The organism is Micrococcus sp. HG099, from assembly GCF_024723355.1.
Taxonomy (GTDB): domain Bacteria; phylum Actinomycetota; class Actinomycetes; order Actinomycetales; family Micrococcaceae; genus Micrococcus; species Micrococcus endophyticus.
Map to the genome: position 1 here is coordinate 1 of NZ_JANQCJ010000030.1, position 23,119 is coordinate 23,119.

General features: G+C 74.6%; 18 protein-coding genes. 9 read left to right on the plus strand and 9 right to left on the minus strand.

Annotated features, from left to right (window positions below):
* The 9 genes from NWP10_RS04445 to NWP10_RS04485 form a co-directional block, all read left to right on the plus strand.
* The coding region (locus NWP10_RS04445) for a Mur ligase family protein (protein WP_258300005.1) at window positions 1-1,629 on the plus strand (1,629 nt) is incomplete at its 5' end.
* A complete protein-coding gene (gene murF, locus NWP10_RS04450) occupies window positions 1,626-3,149 on the plus strand; it encodes a UDP-N-acetylmuramoyl-tripeptide--D-alanyl-D-alanine ligase (protein ID WP_258300006.1) in 1,524 nt (507 codons plus the stop codon). The genes NWP10_RS04445 and murF, both read left to right, overlap by 4 nt.
* A complete protein-coding gene (gene mraY / locus NWP10_RS04455; protein ID WP_017488505.1) occupies window positions 3,146-4,273 on the plus strand; it encodes a phospho-N-acetylmuramoyl-pentapeptide-transferase in 1,128 nt (375 codons plus the stop codon). The genes murF and mraY overlap by 4 nt, the downstream gene beginning before the upstream one ends.
* Window positions 4,270-5,856, plus strand: coding sequence for a UDP-N-acetylmuramoyl-L-alanine--D-glutamate ligase (gene murD, locus NWP10_RS04460; protein WP_258300007.1), 1,587 nt, complete (start codon window positions 4,270-4,272; stop codon window positions 5,854-5,856). Before mraY ends, murD begins: the two co-directional genes overlap by 4 nt.
* A 59-nt stretch (window positions 5,857-5,915) precedes the next feature.
* Window positions 5,916-7,205: a putative lipid II flippase FtsW gene (gene ftsW, locus NWP10_RS04465; RefSeq protein WP_248192672.1), complete on the plus strand. Its 1,290-nt coding sequence runs from the start codon at window positions 5,916-5,918 to the stop codon at window positions 7,203-7,205.
* Window positions 7,205-8,332 carry an undecaprenyldiphospho-muramoylpentapeptide beta-N-acetylglucosaminyltransferase gene (gene murG, locus NWP10_RS04470; RefSeq protein ID WP_258300008.1) on the plus strand — a complete coding sequence of 376 codons (1,128 nt, stop codon included), beginning with the start codon at window positions 7,205-7,207 and terminating at the stop codon, window positions 8,330-8,332. The genes ftsW and murG overlap by 1 nt, the downstream gene beginning before the upstream one ends.
* Window positions 8,332-11,733, plus strand: coding sequence for a UDP-N-acetylmuramate--L-alanine ligase (gene murC, locus NWP10_RS04475; RefSeq protein WP_258300009.1), 3,402 nt, complete (start codon window positions 8,332-8,334; stop codon window positions 11,731-11,733). Before murG ends, murC begins: the two co-directional genes overlap by 1 nt.
* A 71-nt stretch (window positions 11,734-11,804) precedes the next feature.
* On the plus strand, window positions 11,805-12,806 hold the full coding sequence (locus NWP10_RS04480; RefSeq protein WP_184173637.1) for an aminotransferase class IV: 1,002 nt from the start codon (window positions 11,805-11,807) through the stop codon (window positions 12,804-12,806).
* 78 nt (window positions 12,807-12,884) lie between these two features.
* Window positions 12,885-13,163, plus strand: a complete 279-nt coding sequence (locus NWP10_RS04485; protein ID WP_184173636.1) for a DUF4235 domain-containing protein — start codon at window positions 12,885-12,887, stop codon at window positions 13,161-13,163.
* A 94-nt stretch (window positions 13,164-13,257) separates the two neighbouring features.
* Here NWP10_RS04485 and mnhG read toward each other — a convergent pair whose 3' ends face one another.
* The 9 genes from mnhG to NWP10_RS04530 form a co-directional block, all read right to left on the minus strand.
* Window positions 13,258-13,665: a monovalent cation/H(+) antiporter subunit G gene (gene mnhG / locus NWP10_RS04490; RefSeq protein WP_017488065.1), complete on the minus strand. Its 408-nt coding sequence runs from the start codon at window positions 13,663-13,665 to the stop codon at window positions 13,258-13,260.
* Window positions 13,662-14,003: a monovalent cation/H+ antiporter complex subunit F gene (locus NWP10_RS04495; protein ID WP_158491673.1), complete on the minus strand. Its 342-nt coding sequence runs from the start codon at window positions 14,001-14,003 to the stop codon at window positions 13,662-13,664. The genes mnhG and NWP10_RS04495 overlap by 4 nt, the downstream gene beginning before the upstream one ends.
* Window positions 14,000-14,701, minus strand: coding sequence for a Na+/H+ antiporter subunit E (locus tag NWP10_RS04500; protein WP_258300010.1), 702 nt, complete (start codon window positions 14,699-14,701; stop codon window positions 14,000-14,002). Before NWP10_RS04500 ends, NWP10_RS04495 begins: the two co-directional genes overlap by 4 nt.
* Window positions 14,688-16,319: a Na+/H+ antiporter subunit D gene (locus NWP10_RS04505; protein WP_017488068.1), complete on the minus strand. Its 1,632-nt coding sequence runs from the start codon at window positions 16,317-16,319 to the stop codon at window positions 14,688-14,690. Before NWP10_RS04505 ends, NWP10_RS04500 begins: the two co-directional genes overlap by 14 nt.
* Window positions 16,316-16,876 (minus strand): NADH-quinone oxidoreductase subunit K, encoded by a 561-nt coding sequence (locus NWP10_RS04510; protein ID WP_017488069.1) that lies wholly within the window; start codon window positions 16,874-16,876, stop codon window positions 16,316-16,318. Before NWP10_RS04510 ends, NWP10_RS04505 begins: the two co-directional genes overlap by 4 nt.
* Window positions 16,873-19,971 (minus strand): Na+/H+ antiporter subunit A, encoded by a 3,099-nt coding sequence (locus NWP10_RS04515; RefSeq protein ID WP_258300011.1) that lies wholly within the window; start codon window positions 19,969-19,971, stop codon window positions 16,873-16,875. Before NWP10_RS04515 ends, NWP10_RS04510 begins: the two co-directional genes overlap by 4 nt.
* 70 nt (window positions 19,972-20,041) lie before the next feature.
* The gene (locus NWP10_RS04520) at window positions 20,042-21,385 is read right to left on the minus strand and encodes an MFS transporter (RefSeq protein WP_017488071.1); all 1,344 of its coding nucleotides are present in this window, start codon (window positions 21,383-21,385) and stop codon (window positions 20,042-20,044) included.
* Between the two features lie 65 nt (window positions 21,386-21,450).
* On the minus strand, window positions 21,451-22,032 hold the full coding sequence (gene dcd / locus NWP10_RS04525; RefSeq protein ID WP_017488072.1) for a dCTP deaminase: 582 nt from the start codon (window positions 22,030-22,032) through the stop codon (window positions 21,451-21,453).
* A gap of 4 nt (window positions 22,033-22,036) precedes the next feature.
* A partial coding sequence (locus NWP10_RS04530; protein ID WP_258300012.1) for a hypothetical protein occupies window positions 22,037-23,119 on the minus strand: 1,083 nt, incomplete at its 5' end.

A 23,119-nucleotide genomic window follows, 5' to 3' on the forward strand; every position in this document is an offset into this window, starting at 1 on the left:
GGCCGGGGCCCCGCGGCCGGCGTGACCGGCGCGTGCCTCGACTCGCGCGTCGTGCGCTCCGGCGACCTCTACGTGGCGCTGCCGGGCGCCCGCTCCCATGGGGCGGACTTCGCCCGGGCCGCGGTCGACGCCGGCGCGGCCGGCGTGCTGACCGACGCCGAGGGCCGCGCGCGGCTCGCGGAGCAGGGCCTGGACGGCTCCGCCGTGATCGAGGTCGACTCGGTGCGCACCGCCGCCGGCGTCGTCGCCGCCCGCGTGTACGGCGGCGGGCAGGACGCCGGGCCCCGCCTGATCGGCATCACGGGCACCAACGGCAAGACGACGACGAGCTTCCTCGCCGCCGCCCTCCTCGAAGCCCTCGACCGCCGCTCCGGCGTCATCGGGACCATCCTCATCCGCGCCGGCGGCCGGGAGGTGCCCTCCACCCTCACGACCCCCGAGTCGACCCAGCTCCACGCCCTCATGGCGCTCATGCGCGAGGAGCAGGTGGACACGGCGGTCATGGAGGTCTCCTCCCACGCCGTGGCCTACCAGCGGATCGCCGGGCTGCGCTACGCGGTGGCCGGCTTCACGAACCTCACGCGGGACCACCTGGACATGCACGGGTCCATGGAGGAGTACTTCGAGGCCAAGGCCGGGCTGTTCGACCCGGAGCGCACTGCCCGCGCCGTCATCACGGTGGACGGCGGCGAGGGCCCGCGCTGGGGCCTGGCCATGGCCCGCGCCGTGCGCACGCCGGTCACCACCCTGGCCCTGGGCCCCGCCGCCCCGCACCCGGGCGCCCTGGCCGAGGAGGACCCGGACTTCCGGGCCGACTGGGAGATCGCCGAGCTGGTCCCGGACGGCCTGGGCCACCGCTTCACGCTGCGCCACGGCGCCACCGGCCGCGCGCTGCGGGCCTCCGTCGGCCTGCCCGGCCGGTTCAATGCGGCCAACGCCGCCCTGGCCGTGCTCCTCGTGCTGCACGCCGTGGGGGAGGAGCACCTCGACGCGCTCGCCGCCGTGCTCGACGTGCCCGCGGGCGAGGGCCCCCTCGCCGCCGCCGTGCCCGGGCGCATGGAGGTCGTGGGCCGGGCCCCGGACGCCGTCGTGGACTTCGCGCACAACCCGGACGGAATGGTGCAGGCGCTGCGCTCCCTCGCCGACGCCCGTGAGGCGGCCGGCCGCTCCGGCCGCACGCTGATCGTCTTCGGCTCCGCCGGGGACCGCGACCGCGAGAAGCGCCCGATCATGGGCGAGATCGCCGCCCGCGCCGCGGACGTGGTGATCGTCACGGACGACACCCCGCACACCGAGGACCCCGCCCCCATCCGCGCGCAGATCCTCGAGGGCGCCCGCGCCGAGGCCGCGCGCCTCCTGCAGGCCGAGGGCCGCACGGTTCTCGTGGAGGAGGTCGCCGACCGGGCCGAGGCCATCCGCCGCGCCGCGGAGCTGGCCGCGCCGCAGGACGGCATCCTCGTGGCCGGCCGCGGACACGAGACCACCATGGACTACGACGGCGAGCTCGTGCCCCTGGACGACCGGCAGGCCCTGCGCGAGGCCCTCGCGGCGCGCGCCGCCGCGGCCTCGCCGCGGGCCTCGGACCCGGGCTCCGGCGCGCCGCGCGGGGGTAAGGTCGACGAGTCATGATCGCTCTCACCGCCGCCCAGATCGCCGAGGCCGTGTCCGGCACGCTCTCGCCCGCCCTCGACCCGCAGACCGTGCTGGTCCACGTCACCCCCGACTCCCGCGAGGTCGCGGCCGAGGGGACCCTCTACGTCGCCAAGCCGGGGGAGCGGGCCGACGGCCACGACTTCATCGACGCCGCCCTGGCCGCCGGCGCCGTCGCCGTGCTCGCCGAGCGACCCACGCAGGCGCCCGACGGCGCCGAGCACCCCTCGATCGTGGTGGAGGACGCGGTCCTGGCCATGGGCGCCCTCGCCCGCGAGGTCGTGCGCCGCATCCGGAAGCACTCGCCGACCACCGTCATCGGCATCACCGGCTCGGCGGGCAAGACCACCACGAAGGACCTGCTGGCCACCCTGCTGGCCACCCAGGGCCCCACCGTGGCGCCCGTGGGCTCCTACAACGGCGAGGTCGGCGTGCCGCTGACCGTCTTCCGGGCCGAGCTCGAGACCCGCTACCTCGTGGTGGAGATGGGCGCGGACCACGTGGGCAACATCGCCTACCTGTGCGACATCGTGCGCCCGGACGTGGGCGTCGTCCTCATGGTGGGCACCGCGCACGCGGGCAGCTTCGGCGGCGTGGCGAACATCGCCGCCACCAAGGGCGAGCTCGCGGAGGCCGTGGGCCCCGAGGGCGCCGTCATCCTCAATCTCGACGACGACCGGGTGGCCGCCATGGTCTCCCGCGCCCAGGCCCCCGTCACCTGGTTCACCGCCGACGAGGCGGGCGCCGCCCGCGCCGCCCAGGACGTCGCCGCCGGGCGCGCCGCCGGCCTCGTCGCCGCGCGCGGGCTGCACGCCGACGACCACGAGCAGGCCGCCTTCGACCTGCAGATCGGCGCCGACGCGGACGCGCCCCGCCACCCGCTCACCTCCGGCCTGACCGGCCTGCACCACGCCCACAACGTGCTCGCCGCTGCCGCCGCTGCCCACGCCGCGGGCATGGCGCCGGCGGACGTCGCCCGGGTCCTGGACGGCCTCGGCCCGACCAGCCGCTTCCGCATGGAGCGCACGGACCGGCCGGACGGCGTCACGATCATCAACGACGCCTACAACGCCAACCCCGAGTCCATGCGCGCCGCCCTGCGCACCCTGGCCACCCTGGGCCGCTCCAGCGGCCGGCGCACCTGGGCCGTGCTCGGCGAGATGCTCGAGCTCGGGGACGCGCGCGTGCGCGAGCACACCCTCGTGGGCGAGTCCGTCGTGCGGCTGAACATCGCCCAGCTCCTCGTGGTGGGGGCCGGGGCCCGGCCCCTCTACATCGGCGCCCTCAACGAGGGCAGCTGGGGGGACGAGGCCCACTTCGTCGAGGACGCGGCGCAGGCCGAGGAGTTCCTCGCCGAGCACCTCGCCCCGGGCGACCTGGTCCTCGTGAAGTCCTCCAACGGCGTCGGGCTGGCCGCCCTCGGCGAGCGCCTCGCCACGGCCGGGGCCTCCGACCCCGCCCCCGCCCCGTCCGCCTCCCCGAAGGAGTCCCGACCGTGATCGGACTGCTCATCGGCGGCGTGCTCGGCCTGGTCCTCTCGGCCGCCGGCACCCCGCTGTTCATCCGGTTCCTCGTCAAGCGGGGGTACGGCCAGTTCGTCCGCGACGACGGCCCCACCACTCATAAGACCAAGCGAGGCACGCCCACCATGGGCGGCGCGGTCATCATCGGCGCGATGGTGCTCGCCTACCTGCTGACCCACGGCATCCTGGCCCTGCTGGGAGTGGGCTTTGGCGGGCCGACGGCGTCCGGGCTGATCCTGCTGTTCCTCACCGTGGGCATGGCGTTCGTCGGGTTCGTGGACGACTTCACCAAGATCACCAAGCAGCAGTCGCTCGGCCTCACCCCGCGCGGCAAGATCATCCTGCAGGGGCTGATCGGCACGGCGTTCGCCGTCCTCGCCCTGAACTTCCCGGACGGCAGGGGGCTGACCCCGGCCTCGACCGCCATCTCCTTCGCCCGCGACGTGCCGTGGCTGGACCTGGCCTTCGCCGGCCCCGTGGTGGGGCTGATCCTCTTCGTGATCTGGTCCAACCTCATCACCACCGCCACCACCAACGCCGTCAACCTCACGGACGGCCTCGACGGCCTGGCCACCGGCGCCACCGCCATGATCACCGGCGCCTACGTGCTGATCTCCATCTTCCAGTCCAGCCAGGCCTGCTCCCTCGTGGACGAGCCGGGCTGCTACGAGGTCCGCGACCCCATGGACCTCGCCCTCCTCGGCGCAATCCTCACCGGCTCCCTGCTGGGCTTCCTGTGGTGGAACACCTCGCCCGCGAAGATCTTCATGGGCGACACCGGCTCCCTCGGACTCGGCGGCGCGCTCGCCGGCTTCGCGATCCTCTCCCGCACGGAGCTGCTCGTGGTGCTCCTGGCTGGCCTGATGGTCGCCATCACCGTCTCCGTGATCGTCCAGGTGGGCTGGTTCCGGATCTCCGGCGGCAAGCGCGTGTTCCTCATGGCGCCGCTGCAGCACCACTTCGAGCTCAAGGGCTGGGCCGAGGTGACCGTGGTGGTCCGCTTCTGGCTCGTGTCCCTGATGTGCGTCACCGCCGGGCTCGCCGTGTTCTACGGCGAGTGGATCGTGCGCCAGGGCGGCCTCGCGGGGGTGACCCCGTGAGCGCCTCCGAGAACTCCGCCCTCGCGCCGGTGCGCCGCCCGCTCGCCGACACCGGGCGCACCGCCACGCTGACCTCCTGGGACGCCGAGGGCTGGGCGGGCCTGCGCGTCGTCGTCGCCGGCCTGGGCGTCACCGGGTTCTCGGTGGCGGACACGCTGGCCGAGCTGGGCGCCGTCGTCGTGGTCGTGGACGGCAACGACGGCCCCGAGAACCAGGCGCGCGCCGAGACCCTGCGGATCGTGGGGGTGCACGAGGTCCTCCTGGACGCCGCGGCCACGCGATCCCTGCCCGAGGTCGACGGCGCCCCCGCCGAGCTCGTGGTGACCTCCCCGGGCTGGCGCCCGGACCAGCCGCTGCTGATGGCCGCGCACGCCGCCGGCCTGCCGATCTGGTCGGACGTGGAGCTGGCCTGGCGGGTGCGCGAGCGCGCCGACCGGCCGACCGCCGACTGGGTGTGCCTGACCGGCACCAACGGCAAGACCACCACGGTGACCATGGTCGAGGCGATCCTGCGGGCGGACGGACGCCGGGCGATCGCGTGCGGCAACGTCGGCACCCCCGTGCTCGACGCCATCCGCGACCCCGAGGGCTACGACGTCCTCGCCCTCGAGCTCTCCAGCTTCCAGCTGCACTGGACCCACCGCGTCGCCCCGGCCTCGTCGGCGGTGCTCAACCTGGCCGAGGACCACGTCGACTGGCACGGCTCCATGGAGGAGTACGCCGCGGCGAAGGGCAAGGTGTACGAGAACACCCGCGTGGCCTGCGTCTTCAACGAGCACGACCCCGTGACCCGCACGCTCGTGGAGCGGGCGGACGTCCAAGAGGGCTGCCGGGCCGTCGGGTTCACCACCGACACCCCGGGCCTGTCCGACGTCGGCGTCGTGGACGGGATCCTCGTGGACCGCGCCTTCACCGAGAACCGGCGCCACGAGGCGATCGCCCTCGCCGAGCGCGCCGACCTCGGCCCCGTGGCCCCGCGGCACACCATGGCCAACGCGGCCGCCGCGGCCGCGCTCACCCGCGCCGTCGGCGTCGCGCCGACCGCCGTGGCCGAGGGCCTGCGCTCCTGCGACCGCGGCGAGCACCGCATCCAGCTCGTGGCGACCTCCCGCGACGTCATGTGGGTCAACGACTCCAAGGCCACCAACCCGCACGCCGCCGACGCTTCGCTGGCCGCCTTCACCTCCGTGGTGTGGATCGCCGGCGGGCTGCCCAAGGGCGTCACCTACGAGGAGCTCGTGGGCGCCCACGCCCACCGCCTGCGCGCCGTGGTCCTGCTCGGGACGGACGCCTCCGCCCTGCGCTCGGCCCTGGCCGCGCACGCCCCGGACGTGCCCGTCCATGCCCCGCTGGCGGACGCCGACGGGACGGGCCCGGCCGACGGCGCCGCCGTGATGGCCGAGGCCGTGCGCGTGGCCGACGGGCTCGCCCGCCCCGGCGACACCGTCCTCATGGCCCCCGCGGCCGCCTCCATGGACCAGTTCCGCTCCTACGCCCAGCGCGGCGAGGCGTTCATCGACGCCGTCGCCGCCCTGATGCGCGAGCACGGCTGGGACACGGACGCCGGCACCGCCGCCCCCTGACCCCGCCCGACCGAACCCGACCGTCCGACCGCCGCCCCGCTTCCCCCGTGAGGAGGACCATGTCCCCGACCGAGCTGCATCCGGTCCGCACGCCGGCGGACGAGGAGGAGACCGAGGCGCGCTCGCGCCCGCTGCAGCGGCTGTGGCGGCTCGTGGAGGGCCGCCGCGCCCTGGACCTGTCCGTCCTGCTCATCGGCGGCAGCACCTTCCTGCTGACGGCGCTGGGCCTGGTGATGGTGCTCTCCTCCTCGTCCGTGGAGGCGATCGGCACCGGCGGCGGCTCCTACGGGCTGTTCCTGCGCCAGACCATGTGGGCGGTCGCCGGCCTGGCGGCCCTGCTCCTCTTTTCGCGCCTGCCTATCGGCTGGATCAAGGCCCTCGCATGGCCCGCGTTCGGGCTGGCGGTGGTGCTGCTCTCCCTCGTGGCGTTCACCCCGCTGGGCGTCACGGTGGGCGGCAACACCAACTGGCTGGGGATCGGCGGGTTCCGCATGCAGCCCTCCGAGGCCGCGAAGCTGGCGCTGGCCCTGTGGGCGGCGGCCGTCCTGGAGCGCAAGCACCGGCTGGTCACGCAGGTGCGGCACGCGCTCGTGCCCGTGCTGCCCGGCGGCCTGCTGCTGATCGGGCTCGTGATGGCGGGCAGCGACCTCGGCACGGCCATCATCCTGGCCCTCGTGCTCGCGGCGGTGCTCTTCGTGGCCGGCACCCACCGCGGGGTGTTCATCGCCTTCTCCGCCGTGACCGTCGTGGGCGCGATCGCCCTGACGCTGCTGGCCCCGCACCGCATGGTCCGCGTGCAGGCCTGGCTGGGCGACTGCTCGGACGCCTCGGACCCCTGTTTCCAGCCGGACCACGGCATGTACGCGCTCGCCTCGGGCGGCTGGTGGGGCGCCGGCCTGGGGCAGTCCCGCCAGAAGTGGAGCTACATCCCCGAGGCGGAGAACGACTTCATCTTCACCATCCTCGGCGAGGAACTCGGGCTCGTGGGCACGCTCGGCGTCCTGCTGGCCTACCTGGCCCTGGCCGTGGGCATGTACCGCGTGGCCGCGGGCACCACGTCCCCGTTCATCCGGCTGGCCACGTGGGGCATCATGGCCTGGCTCGTGGGCCAGGCGTTCGTGAACATCGCCATGGTCTCGGGCGTCATCCCCGTGGTGGGCGTGCCGCTGCCGTTCATCTCCTATGGTGGTTCCGCGCTGACCCTGTCCCTGACCGCGGTGGGCATCGTGCTGGCCTTCGCCCGCCACGAGCGCCGCCGCGCCGAGGAGCCGGACGCCCGCCCGGACGCGGACGACCCGGACACCGACCCGCTCCCCGTGATCCCCGCCCCTGCATCCCAGGAGTCCTGATGCCGCAGACCCCCGATCCCGCCCGAGAGCTGCGCGTGGTGCTCGCCGGCGGCGGCACCGCCGGCCACATCTCGCCCATGCTCGCCATCGCCCGCGCCCTCGAGTCCGATGACGCCGGCCCGGTGCGGTGCACCATGGTCGGCACGGCCTCCGGGATGGAGACCCGCCTCGTCCCCGAGGCCGGCTACGAGTTGGACCTGATCGAGCGCGTCCCGATGCCGCGCCGACCCTCGATGGACGTCGTGCGCTTCCCGGCCCGGATGCGGGCCGCCGTCGCCGCCGCCGGCCGCATCCTGGCCGCGCGCCGGGCGGACGTCGTCGTGGGCGTGGGCGGCTACGTCGCCACCCCCGTGTACCTGGCGGCCTTCCGCGCCGGCGTGCCCGTGGTGGTGCACGAGGCCAACGCGCGCCCGGGCCTGGCCAACCGCATCGGCGCCCTGCGCGCGGCCCACGTGGGCACCGCGCTGCCGGACACCCGCCTGCGCGGCGCGCGCTGGGTGGGCATGCCGATGCGCCCGGAGATCTCGGGGCTGGACCGCGCGGCGCAGCGCCGGGCGGCCCGCGCGGCCCTCGGCCTGGACCCGGAGCGCACCACCGTGGTGGTCACCGGCGGCAGCTCGGGCGCGCTGGCCGTGAACCGCACCGTCCGCGACTCCCTCGACGACCTGCTCGGCGCCGGCCTGCAGGTGTTCCACCTGACCGGCCGGGACAAGGCCCTCACCGAGGCCGACGGCACCCCGCTGCGGCGCGAGGGCTACGTCCAGCGCGAGTACCTGGACGGCATGGAGCAGGCCTACGCCGCCGCGGACCTCCTCGTGGCCCGCTCCGGCGCGGGCACCGTGTGCGAGGTCTCCGCGGTCGGTCTGCCGGCCGTGTACGTCCCCCTGCCCATCGGCAACGGCGAGCAGGCGCTCAACGCCCGCCCCGTGGTCGAGGCGGAGGGCGCCCTGATGGTCCGGGACGACGCCTTCGGGCGCGCCTGGGTGCAGCGGCAGCTGATCCCGCTCGCCACCGACCCGGAGCGCCTGGCGCGCATGGGCGAGGCGGCCGCGCGCTTCGGCGTGCGGGACGCGGACGTGACCATGGCCGGCCTCGTGCGGTCGGCCGCCGAGGAAGGAGCCCGGTGATGAGCCGAGACGAGTCGACCCGCCCCGCGGCCGAGGGCCGCTTCGACGAGCTGGGCCGCGTGCACCTGCTGGGGATCGGGGGCGTCGGCGTGTCCGGCGTGGCCCGCATCCTGCAGGACCAGGGCGTGGCCGTCTCCGGCTCCGACGCCAAGGACCTGCCGGTGATGCGCGAGCTCGCCGCCGCCGGGGCGCGGATCACCGTGGGCTACGACGCCGCCCACCTGGGCGAGGACGTCACCACGGTGATCGCCTCCTCGATCGCCGGCCCCGGCAACCCCGAGCACGACGCCGCGGTGGCCCGCGGCCTGCGGGTGCTGCACCGCTCGGAGGGGCTCGCCCTGGCCATGCGCGGACACCGGGTGCTCGCGGTGGCCGGCACGCACGGCAAGACCACGACCTCCTCGATGGCGGCCATGGCGTTCGCCTCGGCCGGCTGGGACCCGACGTTCGCCGTCGGCGCCGCCGTGGCCGGCCTGGGCACGAACGCCCGCGCTGGACGGGGGGAGTGGTTCATCGCCGAGGCCGACGAGTCGGACGGCACGCTGGTCAACTACCCGACCACGATCGCGGTGGTCACCACCGTGGAGGCCGACCACCTCGACCACTACGGCACCGAGGAGGCCGTCCACCAGGTGTTCCGCGACTTCGCGGCGGGCCTGCCGGACGCCGCGTCCGGCGGCGTCCTCGTGGCCTGCCTCGACGACGACGGCGCGGCCGGCCTCGCCGCCTGGGCCCGCGAGCACGCCGCGGCGCGGGTGCTCACCTACGGCACCGGCCCCCGGGACGGCGTGGCGCCCGACCTGCTGGTGACCGACCTCGCCGTGGAACCGGGGGAGTCCGGCGTGGGCCAGCGCGCCACGTTGCGCCTGGCCTCCGGGCCAAAGGCGACGCTCCACCTGCAGGTCCCGGGCCGCCACAACGCCTTGAACGCGGCGGCCGTGGCGCTGGCCGCCGTGCAGGCCGGCATGGGGTTCGAGGACGCCGTGCGCGGGCTCGAGGCGTTCCGCGGCACCGCGCGCCGCTTCGAGTTCCGCGGCGCCGGACGCGGGGTCAAGGTGTTCGACGACTACGCCCACCACCCGACCGAGGTGACGGCGGCGGTCTCCGCCGGCCGCGCCGTGGCCGGCGACGGGCGGGTGCACGTGCTGTTCCAGCCGCACCTGTTCTCCCGGACCCGCGAGTTCGCCGCCGAGTTCGCCGCGGCGCTGTCCGCAGCGGACGTGGTGCGCGTGCTGCCCGTGTACGCCGCGCGGGAGGAGCCCATGGAGGGCGTCGACTCCTCCCTCATCGCCGGCCGACTGACCACCGCCGCCGACGCGGACCGCGCGGTGGCCGAGGACCGGGCCGCCGCCGTCCGCGAGCTGGCCGCCGGCGCCGAGCGCCTGGACCAGGCCGAGGCCGACCTCGCCACCGGGCGCACCGAGCTGGAGGACGGCCGCGTCGCCGCCGAGCGCGGCGAGCGCAGCCTCGCCCTCGTGGCGGGCTACCGGTCTGTGTCCGAGGACGGCAGCACCGCCGTCGGGATCGTGTCCTTCTCCCAGCCCTCCCTGGACGTGACCGCCGAGGAGAAGGAGGCCGTCACCGGCGCCCTCACCGGCGCGGACATCGACGGCGTGGCCGTGCACCCCTCCCAGGAGCTCAACGCCACCGTGCCCTCCATCCTGGGCCCGGGCGAGGTCGTGGGCCTGATCGTCGCGGCCATCGTGCTCGTGGTCATGCTCGGCACCCTCGTCGGCGCGGGCCTGCCGCTGGTCAACGCGCTCGTGGGCGTGGGCGTCGGCGCCGCCGGCGCGCTCGCGTTCTCCTCCATGGTCGAGATGATCTCGGTGACCCCCGTGCTCGGCGTGATGCTGGGCCTCGCCGTGGGCATCGACTACGCGCTGTTCATCGTCAACCGGCACCGCCAGGAGCTCAAGCGCGGCACCGCGCTGCACGAGGCGATCGCCCTGGCCAACGGCACGTCCGGCAACGCCGTGGTGTTCGCGGGCATCACCGTGATCATCGCCCTCGTGGCCCTGAACGTCACCGGCATCGGCTTCCTCGGGCTGATGGGCACCGTGGGCGCGGTCTGCGTCGCCGTGGCCGTGCTGGTGGCCGTCACCCTGACCCCGGCCCTGCTCTCGCTGGCCGGGACGCGGATCCTCTCGAAGAAGGAGCGGGCCCGCCTCGCGGACGAGGGCCCTGCCTCCGCCGCCGAGGGCTCCGCCGCCGTGCGTCGCGCCGGGCGCCGTTCGACCATGTCCACCCCGGCCGCGATCGCCTCGGCCCTGGCGGCCGTCGCCCTGCTGGTGCTCGTGGCCCTGCCGTTCGGCTCGATGCGCCTGGGCCTGCCGGACGGCGGGTCCGAGCCGGAGGGCTCCGACTCGCAGGTGGCGTACGAGCTCACCGCCGAGAAGTTCGGCGAGGGCTACAACGGCCCGCTCGTGGTGACCGTGGACCTGCCCGCCGGCCTGGACGAGGACGCGGCCGAGGACGCCCGCCTGGCGGTGGGCGAGCAGTTCGCCGACCTCGAGCACGCGCACGCCGTGGTGCCCGCGGGCTTCAACGAGGACCGCACCGTCACCATGTTCCAGGTGCTGCCCGAGGAGGGCCCGAACGCCGTCTCCACCGAGGAGCTGGTGCGCGAGCTGCGCGCCACCGAGCCGGCCGGCGAGGCCTCCAACCTGGGTGTGGCCGGCATGACCAGCGGGTTCATCGACGTCTCGGAGAAGCTCTCCGACGCCCTGCCCCTCTACCTGGGCGTGGTGGTGGGCCTGTCCCTGCTGATCATGGTGCTGGTGTTCCGCTCGATCCTGGTGCCGCTGATCGCCACCGGCGGGTTCGTGCTCTCCGTGTTCGCCGCCATGGGCGGCGTGGTGGCCATCTACCAGTGGGGCTGGCTCGGCTCGGTGTTCGGGGTCCACAACCCCGGCCCCGTGCTCAGCTTCCTGCCGACCATCATGATCGGCGTGCTGTTCGGCCTGGCCATGGACTACCAGCTGTTCATCGCCTCCGGCATGCGCGAGGCCTACGCCCACGGCCTGCCCGCCCGCCAGGCCGTGCTGACCGGCCTGCGCTCGGGCCGCGCCGTCGTGATCGCCGCGGCGATCATCATGATCTCCGTGTTCGGCGGGTTCATCTTCGCCCACGACGCGATGATCCGCCCGATCGGCTTCGGCCTGGCCTTCGGCGTGCTGCTGGACGCGTTCGTGGTGCGCCTGCTCCTGATGCCGGCGCTGATGCACCTGCTCGGCGAGAAGGCGTGGTGGCTGCCGCGCTGGCTCGACCGGATCATGCCGGACGTGGACGTGGAGGGCGCCCAGCTCGAGCGCGGCCACGCCCCCGCCGCCGAGGCCGCGTCCGCCCCGGCTCCCGAGGCCGGCCGCACCCCGGCCGTCGACGGCGGCGCGCACCGGGCCTGAGCGCGCCCGACCGCGCGGGACACCGCCGCCCCCGGCCACTGCGGCCGGGGGCGGCGGACTATCCTGGGCGCATGTCCCCCACCCCGTTCTCCCCCTCCCCCGGCGAGCCCGTCCTCGTGCTGCTCGAGGCCGGCGCGGACGGCGCCCGCCTGCCCCGCGTGGCCGACCCCGCCGTCCCGCACCTGCGCGTGAGCGACCAGGGCGTCACGCGCGGCGACGGCCTGTTCGAGACCGCGCTCGCCGTCGCGGACGAGGCCGGGGTGCTGCGGATGCGCAAGCTCGGCGCCCACCTGGGGCGCCTGGCCTCCTCGGCCGCCGCCCTGCAGCTGCCGGCGCCGAGCGCCGCGGCGTGGGAGGCCGCCGTCGAGCGGGGCCTGCAGGCCTTCACCGCGGCCAACGACGTGGCCGCCGGGGACCGCCTCTCCGTGCGCCTGACCGTCACCCGCGGGCCCGAGGCCGCGCCCGGCGCCCTGCCCCAGCCCTCCGCCTGGGCGCTGCTCAGCCCCGCCCCCGCCGTCGAGGACGAGGAGCGCCGCACCGGGCTGCGCGTGCTCCTGCTGGACCGCGGCCTGGACTCCCGGGCGCCGGAGCGCTCCCCGTGGCTGCTCACGGGCGCCAAGACCCTCTCCTACGCCGTGAACATGGCCGCGCTGCGCTACGCGCGGGCCCACGGCGCGGACGACGTGGTGTTCACCAGCGCGGACGGCTACCTGCTCGAGGGCCCCACCTCCACCGTGCTGATCGTGCGCACGGGCGTGGACGGCACCCGCCGGCTGCTCACCCCACTGCGCCAGAAGGGCATCCTCGCGGGCACCTCGCAGGCGGTCATCTTCGCCGCCGCCGGCGCGGCCGGCTGGGAGCTGGGCTACGGCCCGCTCGTCCCCGCGGACCTGGAGGGCGCCGACGGCGTCTGGCTGGTCTCCTCCGTGCGCGGCGTCCTGCCCGTGCGCGCCGTGGACGGCGTGGAGATCCCCGTGGACCACGCGCTCACCCTCGAGCTGCAGGCCCACCTCGACGCCGACGGCGACCCCGGCGCCCACGTGGCCGGCGACCCCGCCCCGACCGCGGGATAGGCTGGACGGGGCCCGCCCGGCATCGCCGGCCGCGGTCCCAGACCGACTCGCGACCCCCACGAACACGGAAGGCCCACCATGAACACGCTCGCCCAGAAGGCCCTGTCGACCGGCATCACGCTGGTGGGCGGCATCATCGGCTCCCGCGTGGTGGCCGGCGGCTGGAAGCTCGTCACCGGCCACGACGCCCCGGACGACGCCGCCGACGAGACGCTGCCGATCGTCGAGGCCCTGTCCTTCGCCTTCATCTCCGCGGGCGTCGCCGCCATCCTGAAGGTGGCCGGCCAGCGCGGTGCCGGCGCCGCGATCCGCAAGGTCACCGAGTCCGCCGCGCACCGCGTGGACAACGAGGTCTGAGCCGCACCCGGCCCCCGCACGACGACGGCCGCCGCCCGGACTGCTCCGGACGGCGGCCGTCGTGCTCTCTGCCGCGGTGTGCGGGCCGGTGCGCTCAGCGGCGCCGGCGGCGCCGCGACTCCGGGGAGCGCGGATCCAGCTCCGGCGCGGGCTCGACCCGGCGGGCGACGGCGGCCAGCTCGTCCCGGTGCAGCAGCTCGCGGCGGGCGTGCTTGGTGCGGTAGGCGGTGCGGCCCACCAGGTGCGAGGCCACGGGGGCCGTCACCATCTGGGTCACCCATGCCAGGAACAGCACGGGCAGCCACGGCCAGGACTCCCAGGCGATCGCCAGGCCGGCGAGCATGAGCATCAGACCCAGGACCTGGGGCTTGGCCGAGGCGTGCATGCGGGCCAGCAGGTCCGGCAGCAGGAGCAGGCCCACGCCGGCCACGAGCGTGAAGAACGCGCCGGACACCAGCAGCGCGGCGGAGAGCCAGTCCAGGAACGTCGCGGTCTCGGTCATCGTCCCTCCTCCCCGCCGGGCACGTCGGAGGTGCCGGGCACGCGCGCCTGGTCCTCCATGGAGTGGTCGGGCCGCCGGTCCTCGACGAAGCGGGCCACGGTCACCGAGCCCACGAAGCCGACGGTGGCCGCCAGCACCACGAGCACCACGTTGTCCGTGTGGCGGCGCACGGCCATGTCCAGGATGAGCCCGGAGGAGAGCACCACGAGCAGCACGTCCGTGGCGATCGCACGGTCCAGCAGGGACGGCCCGCGGACGATCCGGTAGAGCGCGCCGAGGGCGCCGACGAACAGCAGCGTCCCGGCGATCCAGGCGGCCAGGTGGAACGGGTCCGTCATGCGCCCTCCTTCGCGTGGTCGGCGGTGTCTCCGATGGGGGCGGTGCCCCCCGGCCGCGGGGCGGCGGGGCGCCGACGCTCGGCCGACTCCTCCTCCGGCGGGGCCGTGTCCGGGTACCGGTGGACCAGCTCGAGGTCCTCCCGGGTGCCGACCGCCTTGATGATGCCGGCCTCGACGCGAAGCGCCTTGGCGCGGAAGTCCTCGATGTCCTCGTCCGTGGTGGCGTCCAGCACGTGGAGGTAGAGGATGGACCGGGCCCGATCGACGTCGAGGACGATCGAGCCGGGGACCAGGGCCAGGGCGTGGCTGACCAGGGTGATGACGAGGTCGTCGTGGCTGCGCAGCCGCACCCCCACGATCGAGCTGCGCGCCGCCCGCCCGCGCAGCAGCACCACCTTGGACACCTCGACCGAGGAGCGCACCACGTCCCCGAGGAACTGGGAGGTGAACACGAGGAACCACCACGGGTTCAGGCGGCCGCTGAAGGGGATGCGCGGCATGGGGAACAGCACCATGACGAGCAGCGAGAAGGCCAGGCCGGCGAGCGCCACGTGCAGGGAGTAGTCCTCCCACACGGCGCACCACAGCAGCACGAGCACCGCGATCAGGGGCCACTGGCCCACCATGTCCCGGAAGCGGTGCGGACGCGCCGGACGCGCCGCGTCGGCGGCGTCGCGCGCGGGGTCAGTGCCGGGCATCGTGCACCTCCGTCGGATCGTGGCTGAGGGTCTCGGCGGCGCGCTCGGCGGCGGCCTCGTCGAGCACGCTCGCGATGTATGGCGTGCGGTCCAGCATGTCCGTGGCGGCCGCGTCGGCGAGGTCGAACAGCGGGCCGGCCAGGACCGTGAAGGCCAGCGTCATGACCACCAGGGCAGCCGTGGGCAGCACGAGGCCCGGCTCGAGGCGTCGCGGGCGCAGGCCGCGGTCGATGGTCCGCTCGTAGGCGGCCACCAGCTGGGCGGGCGGGTGCTCCACGTCCTCCACCTTGCGCCAGAACGCACGGGTCCACACGCGCACCACCACGAGCAGGGTGAGCAGGGAGGCCAGCAGGGACACGCCCACGAGCGTGTAGGACAGGCCGGTGCCCTGCTCCACGCCGCCGCGCAGCAGGCCCACCTTGCCCAGGAAGCCGGACAACGGCGGGATGCCGCCGAGGTTGAGCGCGGGGATCAGGAACAGGACGCTGACGAACGGGGAGACCTTGGCCAGCGAGCCCAGGCGGTCGATGTTGGCGGTGCCCGCCCGGTTCTCGATCAGGCCCGTGACCAGGAAGAGCGCCGTCTGCACGGTGATGTGGTGGCCCACGTAGAACACGGTGGCGGCCAGGCCCATCTGCGTGGCCAGCCCCAGGCCGAAGATCATGTAGCCGATGTGCGAGACCAGGATGAAGGAGAGGATGCGCTTGATGTCCGTCTGGGCCAGCGCGCCGAGGACGCCCACCACCATGGTCAGCGCCGCCACCACCAAGAGCAGGGCGTTGACGTGCTCGCCGGGGAACAGCAGGGTCTCCGTGCGGATCATGGCGTAGACGCCCACCTTGGTGAGCAGGCCCGCGAACACCGCGGTGACGGGCGCGGGGGCCGTGGGGTAGGAGTCCGGCAGCCAGAAGGAGAGCGGGAAGACCGCCGCCTTGATGCCGAAGCCCACGAGCAGCAGCACGTGCAGCACCATCTGCACGTCGCTGGGCAGCTCGCCGAGCTTCACGGCCAGGTCCGCCATGTTCACGGTGCCCGTGGCGGCGTAGACCATGGCGATGGCGATCAGGAACACCACGGAGGAGACCACGGAGACCACCACGTAGGTGACGCCCGCGCGGATCCGCTGGGCCGTGCCGCCCATGGTGAGCAGCACGTAGGAGGCGGTCAGCAGGATCTCGAAGCCCACGTAGAGGTTGAAGAGGTCGCCGGCCAGGAACGCGTTGGACACGCCCGCCACGAGGATCAGGAACGTGGGGTGGAAGATCGAGACCGGCCCGCCCTCGTCCCGGTTCACCATGCCCTGCGCGGACGCGTAGAGGAGCACCGCGAGGGTGATCAGCGCGGAGACCACCAGCATGAGGGCCGAGAGCCGGTCCACCACGAGCGTGATGCCCAGCGGCGCGGGCCAGCCGCCCACGTGCACCGAGGCGACGCCGCCCTCCCAGACCGCCGCGAGCAGCAGGCAGTTGAGCAGCAGGGTGAGCACGAGCGCGGTGACCGTGACCACGACCTGCGCGCGCGGGCGGCGCACCAGCATGAACGTCACGGCCGCGCCCAGCACGGGCATCATGACGGCCAGCGGGGCCAGGTCGGTCATGGGGACGGAGCCGATGCTCATGCGCGCTCGCCCCCCTCGGGGCGGCGGCCGCGGGCGGCCTCCCGCGATCCGGCGGCGGTCGGCGGGGCGGGGATGGCGTGCTGCACCTGCGGACGGGCCTCCGTCGTGTGCTCGTAGTGGGCGTTGGGGTCGGTGGAGTCGTCCATGAACTCGGAGTGCTCCTCCACCAGCTCGGAGTCGTCCTCGGCGTCCCAGGCGCCCTGGCGGGCGATCTTGACGTCCTCCGCGTCCACCTCGACCTCGTCCTCGCGGCTGATCAGCCAGGAGCGGTAGATCATGGCCGTGAGGAACGCTGTGATGGCGAAGCCGATAACGATCGCGGTGAGGATCAGCGCCTGGGGCAGGGTGTCCGCGTACTCGTGCGGGTCCCGGCCGCGCACGAACAGCGGGGCCAGGCCGACGCCGCCGGAGGCGAGGAACAGCAGCATGATGGCGCCGTTGTTGATCAGCATGATCCCCAGCAGGATGCGGGTCAGGGTGCGCTCGAGCACCAGGTAGATCCCCCCGGCGAACATCACGCCCATCGCCAGGAGCAGGGCCAGGTCGACGGTCATCATCGGGCGGCCTCCTGGGCGTCGGGGGTGGACGGGGTGGGCATGCGCGGATGACGACGGCGGGCCGCGGCGCGCAGGCGGGCGCGGCGGGCCTCCTCGCCCCGGCGGTCCACCTCGCCGCCGAGCGAGCGCAGCACGTCGATCACGAGCCCGACCACCACGAGGTACACGCCGATGTCGAACGCCGTGGCCGAGACCAGCTTGAGGGCGTCGCCGAACAGCGGCAGGTCGGTGAACTCCACCACGTAGGACTGCAGGATCTGCCCGCCGAAGAAGAGCGGGGCGATCCCGGTGAGCGTGGCGATCGCCAGGCCCAGGCCGATCATGGGCCCGGCCGGGATCACGGAGGCCTCCTGCAGCTCGTACCGGCCGCCGGCGAGGAAGCGCAGCGTGAGGGCCAGGCCGGCGAGCAGGCCGCCGGCGAAGCCGCCGCCGGGGGTGTTGTGCCCGGCCAGCAGCAGGTAGACGGAGAGCAGCATCATGATCGGGAACATGAAGCGGGTGACGACCTCGAGGATGATCGAGCGCCGCTCGGGGGCCATCGTGTGGCCGGCCACGAGCCACTGGCCGTCGCGGTCGTCCACGGCGAAGCTGCGCACCACGGACAGCTCGCGGCTGCCCAGCGCGGAGTCGGCGCCGAAGGCGCCGACGGAGCCGGGGGCGACGTCGTGGATGCTGCGGGTGCGCCCGTCGCGGTGCTGCAGGAAGATCAGGGAGGCCACGCCGGTGGCGGCGGCGGCCAGCACGGTGATCTCGCCCCACGTGTCCCACGCTCGGATGTCCACGAGGGTGACGTTCACGGCGTTGGTGCCGTAGCCGTCCGTGTAGGCGAGCTCCGGCATGGGCAGCGAGATGCGCTCGGCGGTGCGGGCGGCCAGCGCGGTGGCGGCGATCCACATCATGGTCAGCGCGAACCCGACGGCCACGGCCAGGCGGCCCAGCCGCCGCGAGCCGGCGCGGCGGTCGTACCAGTCCGGCGGCAGCACGCGCAGGCCCAGGATGAGGGTGACCAGGATGATGGTCTCCACGAGCACCTGGGTGATGGCGAGGTCCGGGGCGCCGCGCAGGGCGAACAGGGCGGCGGCGCCGTAGCCGGTCACGGACACCAGCATGATCGCCTTGAAGCGGCGGCGGGCGCGGACGGCGAACACGGTGGCGACGGCGATGATCGCCACGATCAGCAGCTGCGCCGGGGTCTCGAACCAGATCAGGTCCGCGGCCAGGAACGAGGTGGCCAGCGGGCGCTCGGCCCGGCCCACCGGGAAGAGCAGGAACGCGGCCGGCAGCAGGAACGCCGTCGCCAGGATGATGCCCAGGTAGCGGCGCAGCGAGCCGGTCTGGGTGCGGCCCGTGACCCACACGGCCGTCTCGTCCACGTAGCCGGTGAGCCGGCGGTACCCGCGGGCGGCGTCCAGGGGGGACTCGGTGTGCTCCTGGAGGGCCTCGAACGGGCGGCGGGCGAGGGCGAGCAGCGCGCCGAGCACCCAGGTCCCCGCGGAGAGGGCGAGGATGGGCGTCCAGCCGTGCCACAGGGCCAGGTAGGCCGGCTTCTCCGCCGGGTCCAGCGGCGGCAGGGAGCCCGTGTGGGCGGTGATGATCCCCTCCACCGGGCCGGGCAGGAATGCGAGCACCAGGCCGGCGAGCGCGAGCAGCGCGGCCGGGGCCAGCTCGAGCGTGGTGACGCGGGTGTGGAACTGCGTCTCCGGCACCGTCTCGCCCGCCTCGTCCCGCTTGACGGCGAAGCAGCCCCAGAGGAAGCGCCACGTGTAGGCGAAGGTGAGCACCGAGCCCAGGGCCATGACCACGAGCGGGGTCCAGGCCCACACGCCGCCGTGGGCGGCCCCGTGGGCGGCCAGCGACTCGAGCACGGACTCCTTGGCCACGAAGCCGAACAGCGGGGGCAGCCCAGCCATGGACAGCCCCGCCGCCACGGCGACGGCGGCCAGGACCGGATGGCGGCGCCCGATGCCGGAGAGCTGGCGCAGGTCGCGGGTGCCGGCCTCATGGTCGATGATGCCGACGATCATGAACAGCGGCGCCTTGAACACCGCGTGGGCCAGGAGCATGGCGAGCCCGGCCATCGCCGCGTCCCGGGTGCCCAGGCCGTTGGCCACCATGAGGAAGCCGAGCTGGGAGACCGTGCCGTAGGCGAGCACGAGCTTGACGTCCGTCTGCCGCAGGGCGCGCCATCCGCCGAGCACCAGGGTCCACAGGCCGACGCCGAGCACCAGGACCTGCCAGGACGTGAGGGCGTGGAACTCCGGGGCCAGGCGGGCCACGAGGAACACGCCGGCCTTCACCATGGCCGCCGCGTGCAGGTACGCGGACACGGGGGTGGGCGCGGCCATGGCGGCCGGGAGCCAGAAGTGGAACGGCGCCTGGGCCGACTTGGTCAGGGCGCCGATCAGCACGAGCGCGACGGCGACCTCGAGCAGCCCGCGCATCCCGGGGTCCGCCATGAGGGCCGGGGCCGCCTCGAGGACGCCGGAGATCCGCCAGGAGCCGGAGACGTGGGCCAGCATGATGAGGCCGGCGAGCATGGCCAGGCCGCCGAACGTGGTGACGATCAGGGCGGTGATGGCGGAGCGGCGGGCGAAGATGCGGTGGCCCGAGTAGCCGATCAGCAGGAAGGACAGGACCGAGGTGATCTCCCAGAAGGTGTAGAGCACCATGAGGTCGTCCGTGGTCACCAGGCCGAACATCGCGCCGGCGAAGGCCAGCAGCTGGCCGCCGAACACCGCGTTGCGCGGCTCGTGCTCGCGGAAGTAGCGGGCGCAGTACGCCAGCACCAGCGCGCCGACGCCCAGCACGATCAGGGACATGAACGCGGCCAGCACGTCCATGCGGAAGGCGAGCTCGATGTCCAGGTACGGCACCCACGGCACGCTGCGGTCCAGGTGGGCCGCGGAGGCCGGGATCGGCCGGCCCGCGTCGAGCGCCTCCTGCAGGGCGAACACGTGCGGCAGCTGGGTCAGGAGCCACAAGAAGCCGGCGGCGGGGACCGCGGCGAGGAGGTAGAAGCCCTGACGCCCCGTCCAGCGGAACACGGCCGGCGCGGCGAGCGCGACGACGAAGAGAGCGGACAGGGTGACGAGCATGGAGTCCCTTCGTCTGGGCGCGTGCGAGGGCTTGTCCCACCCTATAGGACGGCGCCGCGCCGCCCGCGGCTCAGGGAGCCGGTTCAGCGCTACGCGTGACCGGGTCCGTCACCCGCGCGAACAGCACGCCGCCGACGATCAGCACGAGCGCGATGACGGGGATGACCACGCGGTTGTCCGGGACCGCCGCGAGCGCGAGCGTCACGAGCATCGGGGTGATGAACCCGACCGCGCGGCCCGTCGTCGCGTAGAGGCCGAACACCTCCCCCGCCGTCCGCTCCGTGGTGAGGCGGCCCAGGAAGGCGCGCGAGGCGGACTGCACCGGGCCGACGAACAGGCACAGCGCCAGCCCGCCGATCCAGAACGCCAGGGTGCCCGAGGCCAGGGCCAGGCCCGCCGCCACGAGGACCATGGCGGCCAGCGAGCCCAGGATCACGCGGCGCGGGCCGATCGCGTCGTCCAGGCGCCCGCCCGCGAACGCGCCCGCGGCGGCCACCACGTTCGCCACGATCGCGAACAGGATCACGTCCGAGGCCGCGAGCCCGTAGACCGTGGTGCCCAGAATGGCGCCGTACACGAAGACCGCCCCCACGCCGTCGCGGAACACCGCCGAGGAGACGAGGAACCACAGGGTGTTGCGGTCCTCTCGCCACATCCGCGCCAGCGTGGACCACAGCGCCCGGTAGGACGCGGCCAGGGACTCGCGGCGCGGGCCGCCGCCGGGCGTGGGCGCGGGCGCCGGATCCGGCACCGCCACGAGCACCGGGATCGCGAACACCAGGAACCACGCCGCGGCCACGAGGGCCACCACGCGGATGTTCAGCGCCTCGTCCCCCGTGATCCCGAACCAGTGCGCGTCCCCGGAGACGAAGCCCACGAACACGATGAGCAGCAGCAGGATGCCGCCCAGGTAGCCGGCGCCCCAGCCGATGCCGGAGATCCGGCCGATCGTGGCCGGCGTCGAGATCTGCACGAGGATCGCGTTGACCTGCACCTCGGCGAACTCGAAGAACACCGTGCCCAGGGCGATCATCGTCACGCCCAGCAGCAGGGAGGACTCCTGCGGGGTGACGAGGAAGCACGCCGCGGTGCAGGCGATCACGGCCGCCGTCATGACCCCCAGCCACAGGCGGCGCCGGCCCGCCCCGTCCGAGCGCCGGCCCATCACGGGCGCCGTCAGGGCGATCACGACGCCGGCCGCCGCCAGCGCCGTGGACAGCCAGGCCGTGCCCCGCTCGTCCGGGCCGAACGCGTCCGAGGCCAGGTACGTGCCGAACACGAAGGTGACCATGACCGCGTTGAACGCGGCCGAGCCCCAGTCCCACAGCGCCCAGGCCACCACCTGGCGGCGCGGGGCGGCGGTGGCGAGGCGCGGGAGGGCGGCGTCGGGGACGGCGGAGGCGGCGGGGTCCATGCCGGGCATGCTACGGCGCGCGCGGGGCCGCCGGGTGAACGCCGTCACACGGCCCCGCGCGTCGCTCAGCGGTCGATGCGGGTGAGGTGGAAGTCCAGGTGCGCGCGGGAGGCGGTGGGGCCGCGCTGGCCCTGGTACCGGTTCTGGTTCGCGCCCGTGCCGTACGGCGACGCGGCCGGCGAGGAGAGCCGGAAGAAGCAGAGCTGGCCGATCTTCATGCCCGGCCACAGCGTGATCGGCAGGGTGGCCACGTTGGACAGCTCGAGGGTGACGTGCCCGGTGAACCCGGGGTCGATGAACCCGGCGGTCGAGTGCGTCAGCAGGCCCAGCCGGCCCAGCGAGGACTTGCCCTCGAGGCGCGCGGCGAGGTCGTCCGGCAGGGTGACCTGCTCGTACGTGGAGCCGAGCACGAACTCCCCCGGGTGCAGGATGAACGCCTCGTCCGGGTCCACCTCCACCAGGCGGGTCAGCTCGTCCTGCTCCTGGCGCGGGTCGATGTGCGCGTACCGGTGGTTGTCGAACAGCCGGAAGAAGCGGTCCAGGCGCACGTCCACGGACGCGGGCTGCACCATGGCCTCGTCCAGCGGGTCCAGGCCGACGCGTCCGGAGGCCAGCTCGGCGCGGATGTCCTGGTCGGAGAGCAGCATGGGCTCAGTCCATCCGCACGACGACGGCCAGCGGGGTGCGCTCGCGGCCCTGGCCCAGCGGGTTGTCCGCGAAGGCGGCCTCGAGGACGGCGGCGGAGGCCGCCGTGTCCCGCCCGAGGGCGTTGCGGCCGATGTCGTTGGCGTCCATCACCACGGTGCCGGCGAACGAGCGCCGCGCCCACTCGGGGATGTCCGCGGCGCGGATCATCGCGGAGACCTCGCGGGCCACGCCGTCCGGGTCCGCCGGGGGCAGCTTCGCGGAGACGTTCGCGGGGAACGCGGAGTAGGTGGTGGGGCCGTCGATGGCCCGCACGTTGCCGCCCACCACGTTGTAGAACACGCCGCGGCGGCCGGCGACCTTGCCGACGGCGCCCGCGGCCGCCGAGAGCACGATGCGCGGCAGGCCCGCCTCCTGGATGGCCAGCTGCATGGTGGTGGGGTCGCCCAGGCCGATGCCGGCGGGGGTGCGGGTGACCAGGCGGGAGAGCACGTGCGCGGCGGCGCCCGGGCGGATCTCCCACGTGAAGTAGGAGCGGCCCTGGGTGATGGCCACGATCTTCTCGGACACGGAGAAGTGCCACGGGGCGCCCTCGGGCATGGCGTCCGCGGGCAGGTCGCGGAAGAAGTCCTCGATCTCGGGGCGCAGGTACGCCATGAGGTCGGTGTCCCGGTCCACGAGAGGGGTCTGCAGCGGGAACCGTCGGTAGCGGCGGCCGTCCTCCTCGGAGACGAGGTCCAGCTCCTTGCCGGGGTTGGCCTCGTGGTCCGGCTTCGCGGCGGCGGGGGCCGGCTCGGCCTCCTCGGCGGCGCCCGGCCGGGCGGCGGGGGCGGCCTCGCCGTCGACGGCGTCGCGCAGCCACAGCTCGAGGTTGAGCAGGCGCCAGAAGCGCTCGGGGTCGTGACGGCGGGGGTGTGCCAGGAAGTCCTCGAACAGGGCGCGCACCGTGGGGGCGTCCACGTACGGGCGGGCCGCGAAGGACGGGGAGGCGAACACCTCGCGGGCGGGCTCGCGCAGGGCGAGCAGCACGTCCGCGGCGGCGTCCTCGTCCGCGGGGCGGGCCGGCGGCAGCACGGCGTCCACGAGCCC

Bases quoted from the DNA above. Each gene is read 5' to 3' on its own strand.
- murF (WP_258300006.1), top strand. From the start codon at position 1,626: ATGATCGCTCTCACCGCCGCCCAGATCGCCGAGGCCGTGTCCGGCACG.
- ftsW (WP_248192672.1), top strand. From the start codon at position 5,916: ATGTCCCCGACCGAGCTGCATCCGGTCCGCACGCCGGCGGACGAGGAG.
- murG (WP_258300008.1), top strand. From the start codon at position 7,205: ATGCCGCAGACCCCCGATCCCGCCCGAGAGCTGCGCGTGGTGCTCGCC.
- murC (WP_258300009.1), top strand. From the start codon at position 8,332: ATGAGCCGAGACGAGTCGACCCGCCCCGCGGCCGAGGGCCGCTTCGAC.
- NWP10_RS04480 (WP_184173637.1), top strand. From the start codon at position 11,805: ATGTCCCCCACCCCGTTCTCCCCCTCCCCCGGCGAGCCCGTCCTCGTG.
- NWP10_RS04485 (WP_184173636.1), top strand. From the start codon at position 12,885: ATGAACACGCTCGCCCAGAAGGCCCTGTCGACCGGCATCACGCTGGTG.
- mnhG (WP_017488065.1), bottom strand. From the start codon at position 13,665: ATGACCGAGACCGCGACGTTCCTGGACTGGCTCTCCGCCGCGCTGCTG.
- NWP10_RS04495 (WP_158491673.1), bottom strand. From the start codon at position 14,003: ATGACGGACCCGTTCCACCTGGCCGCCTGGATCGCCGGGACGCTGCTG.
- NWP10_RS04500 (WP_258300010.1), bottom strand. From the start codon at position 14,701: ATGCCCGGCACTGACCCCGCGCGCGACGCCGCCGACGCGGCGCGTCCG.
- NWP10_RS04505 (WP_017488068.1), bottom strand. From the start codon at position 16,319: ATGAGCATCGGCTCCGTCCCCATGACCGACCTGGCCCCGCTGGCCGTC.
- NWP10_RS04510 (WP_017488069.1), bottom strand. From the start codon at position 16,876: ATGATGACCGTCGACCTGGCCCTGCTCCTGGCGATGGGCGTGATGTTC.
- NWP10_RS04515 (WP_258300011.1), bottom strand. From the start codon at position 19,971: ATGCTCGTCACCCTGTCCGCTCTCTTCGTCGTCGCGCTCGCCGCGCCG.
- NWP10_RS04520 (WP_017488071.1), bottom strand. From the start codon at position 21,385: ATGGACCCCGCCGCCTCCGCCGTCCCCGACGCCGCCCTCCCGCGCCTC.
- dcd (WP_017488072.1), bottom strand. From the start codon at position 22,032: ATGCTGCTCTCCGACCAGGACATCCGCGCCGAGCTGGCCTCCGGACGC.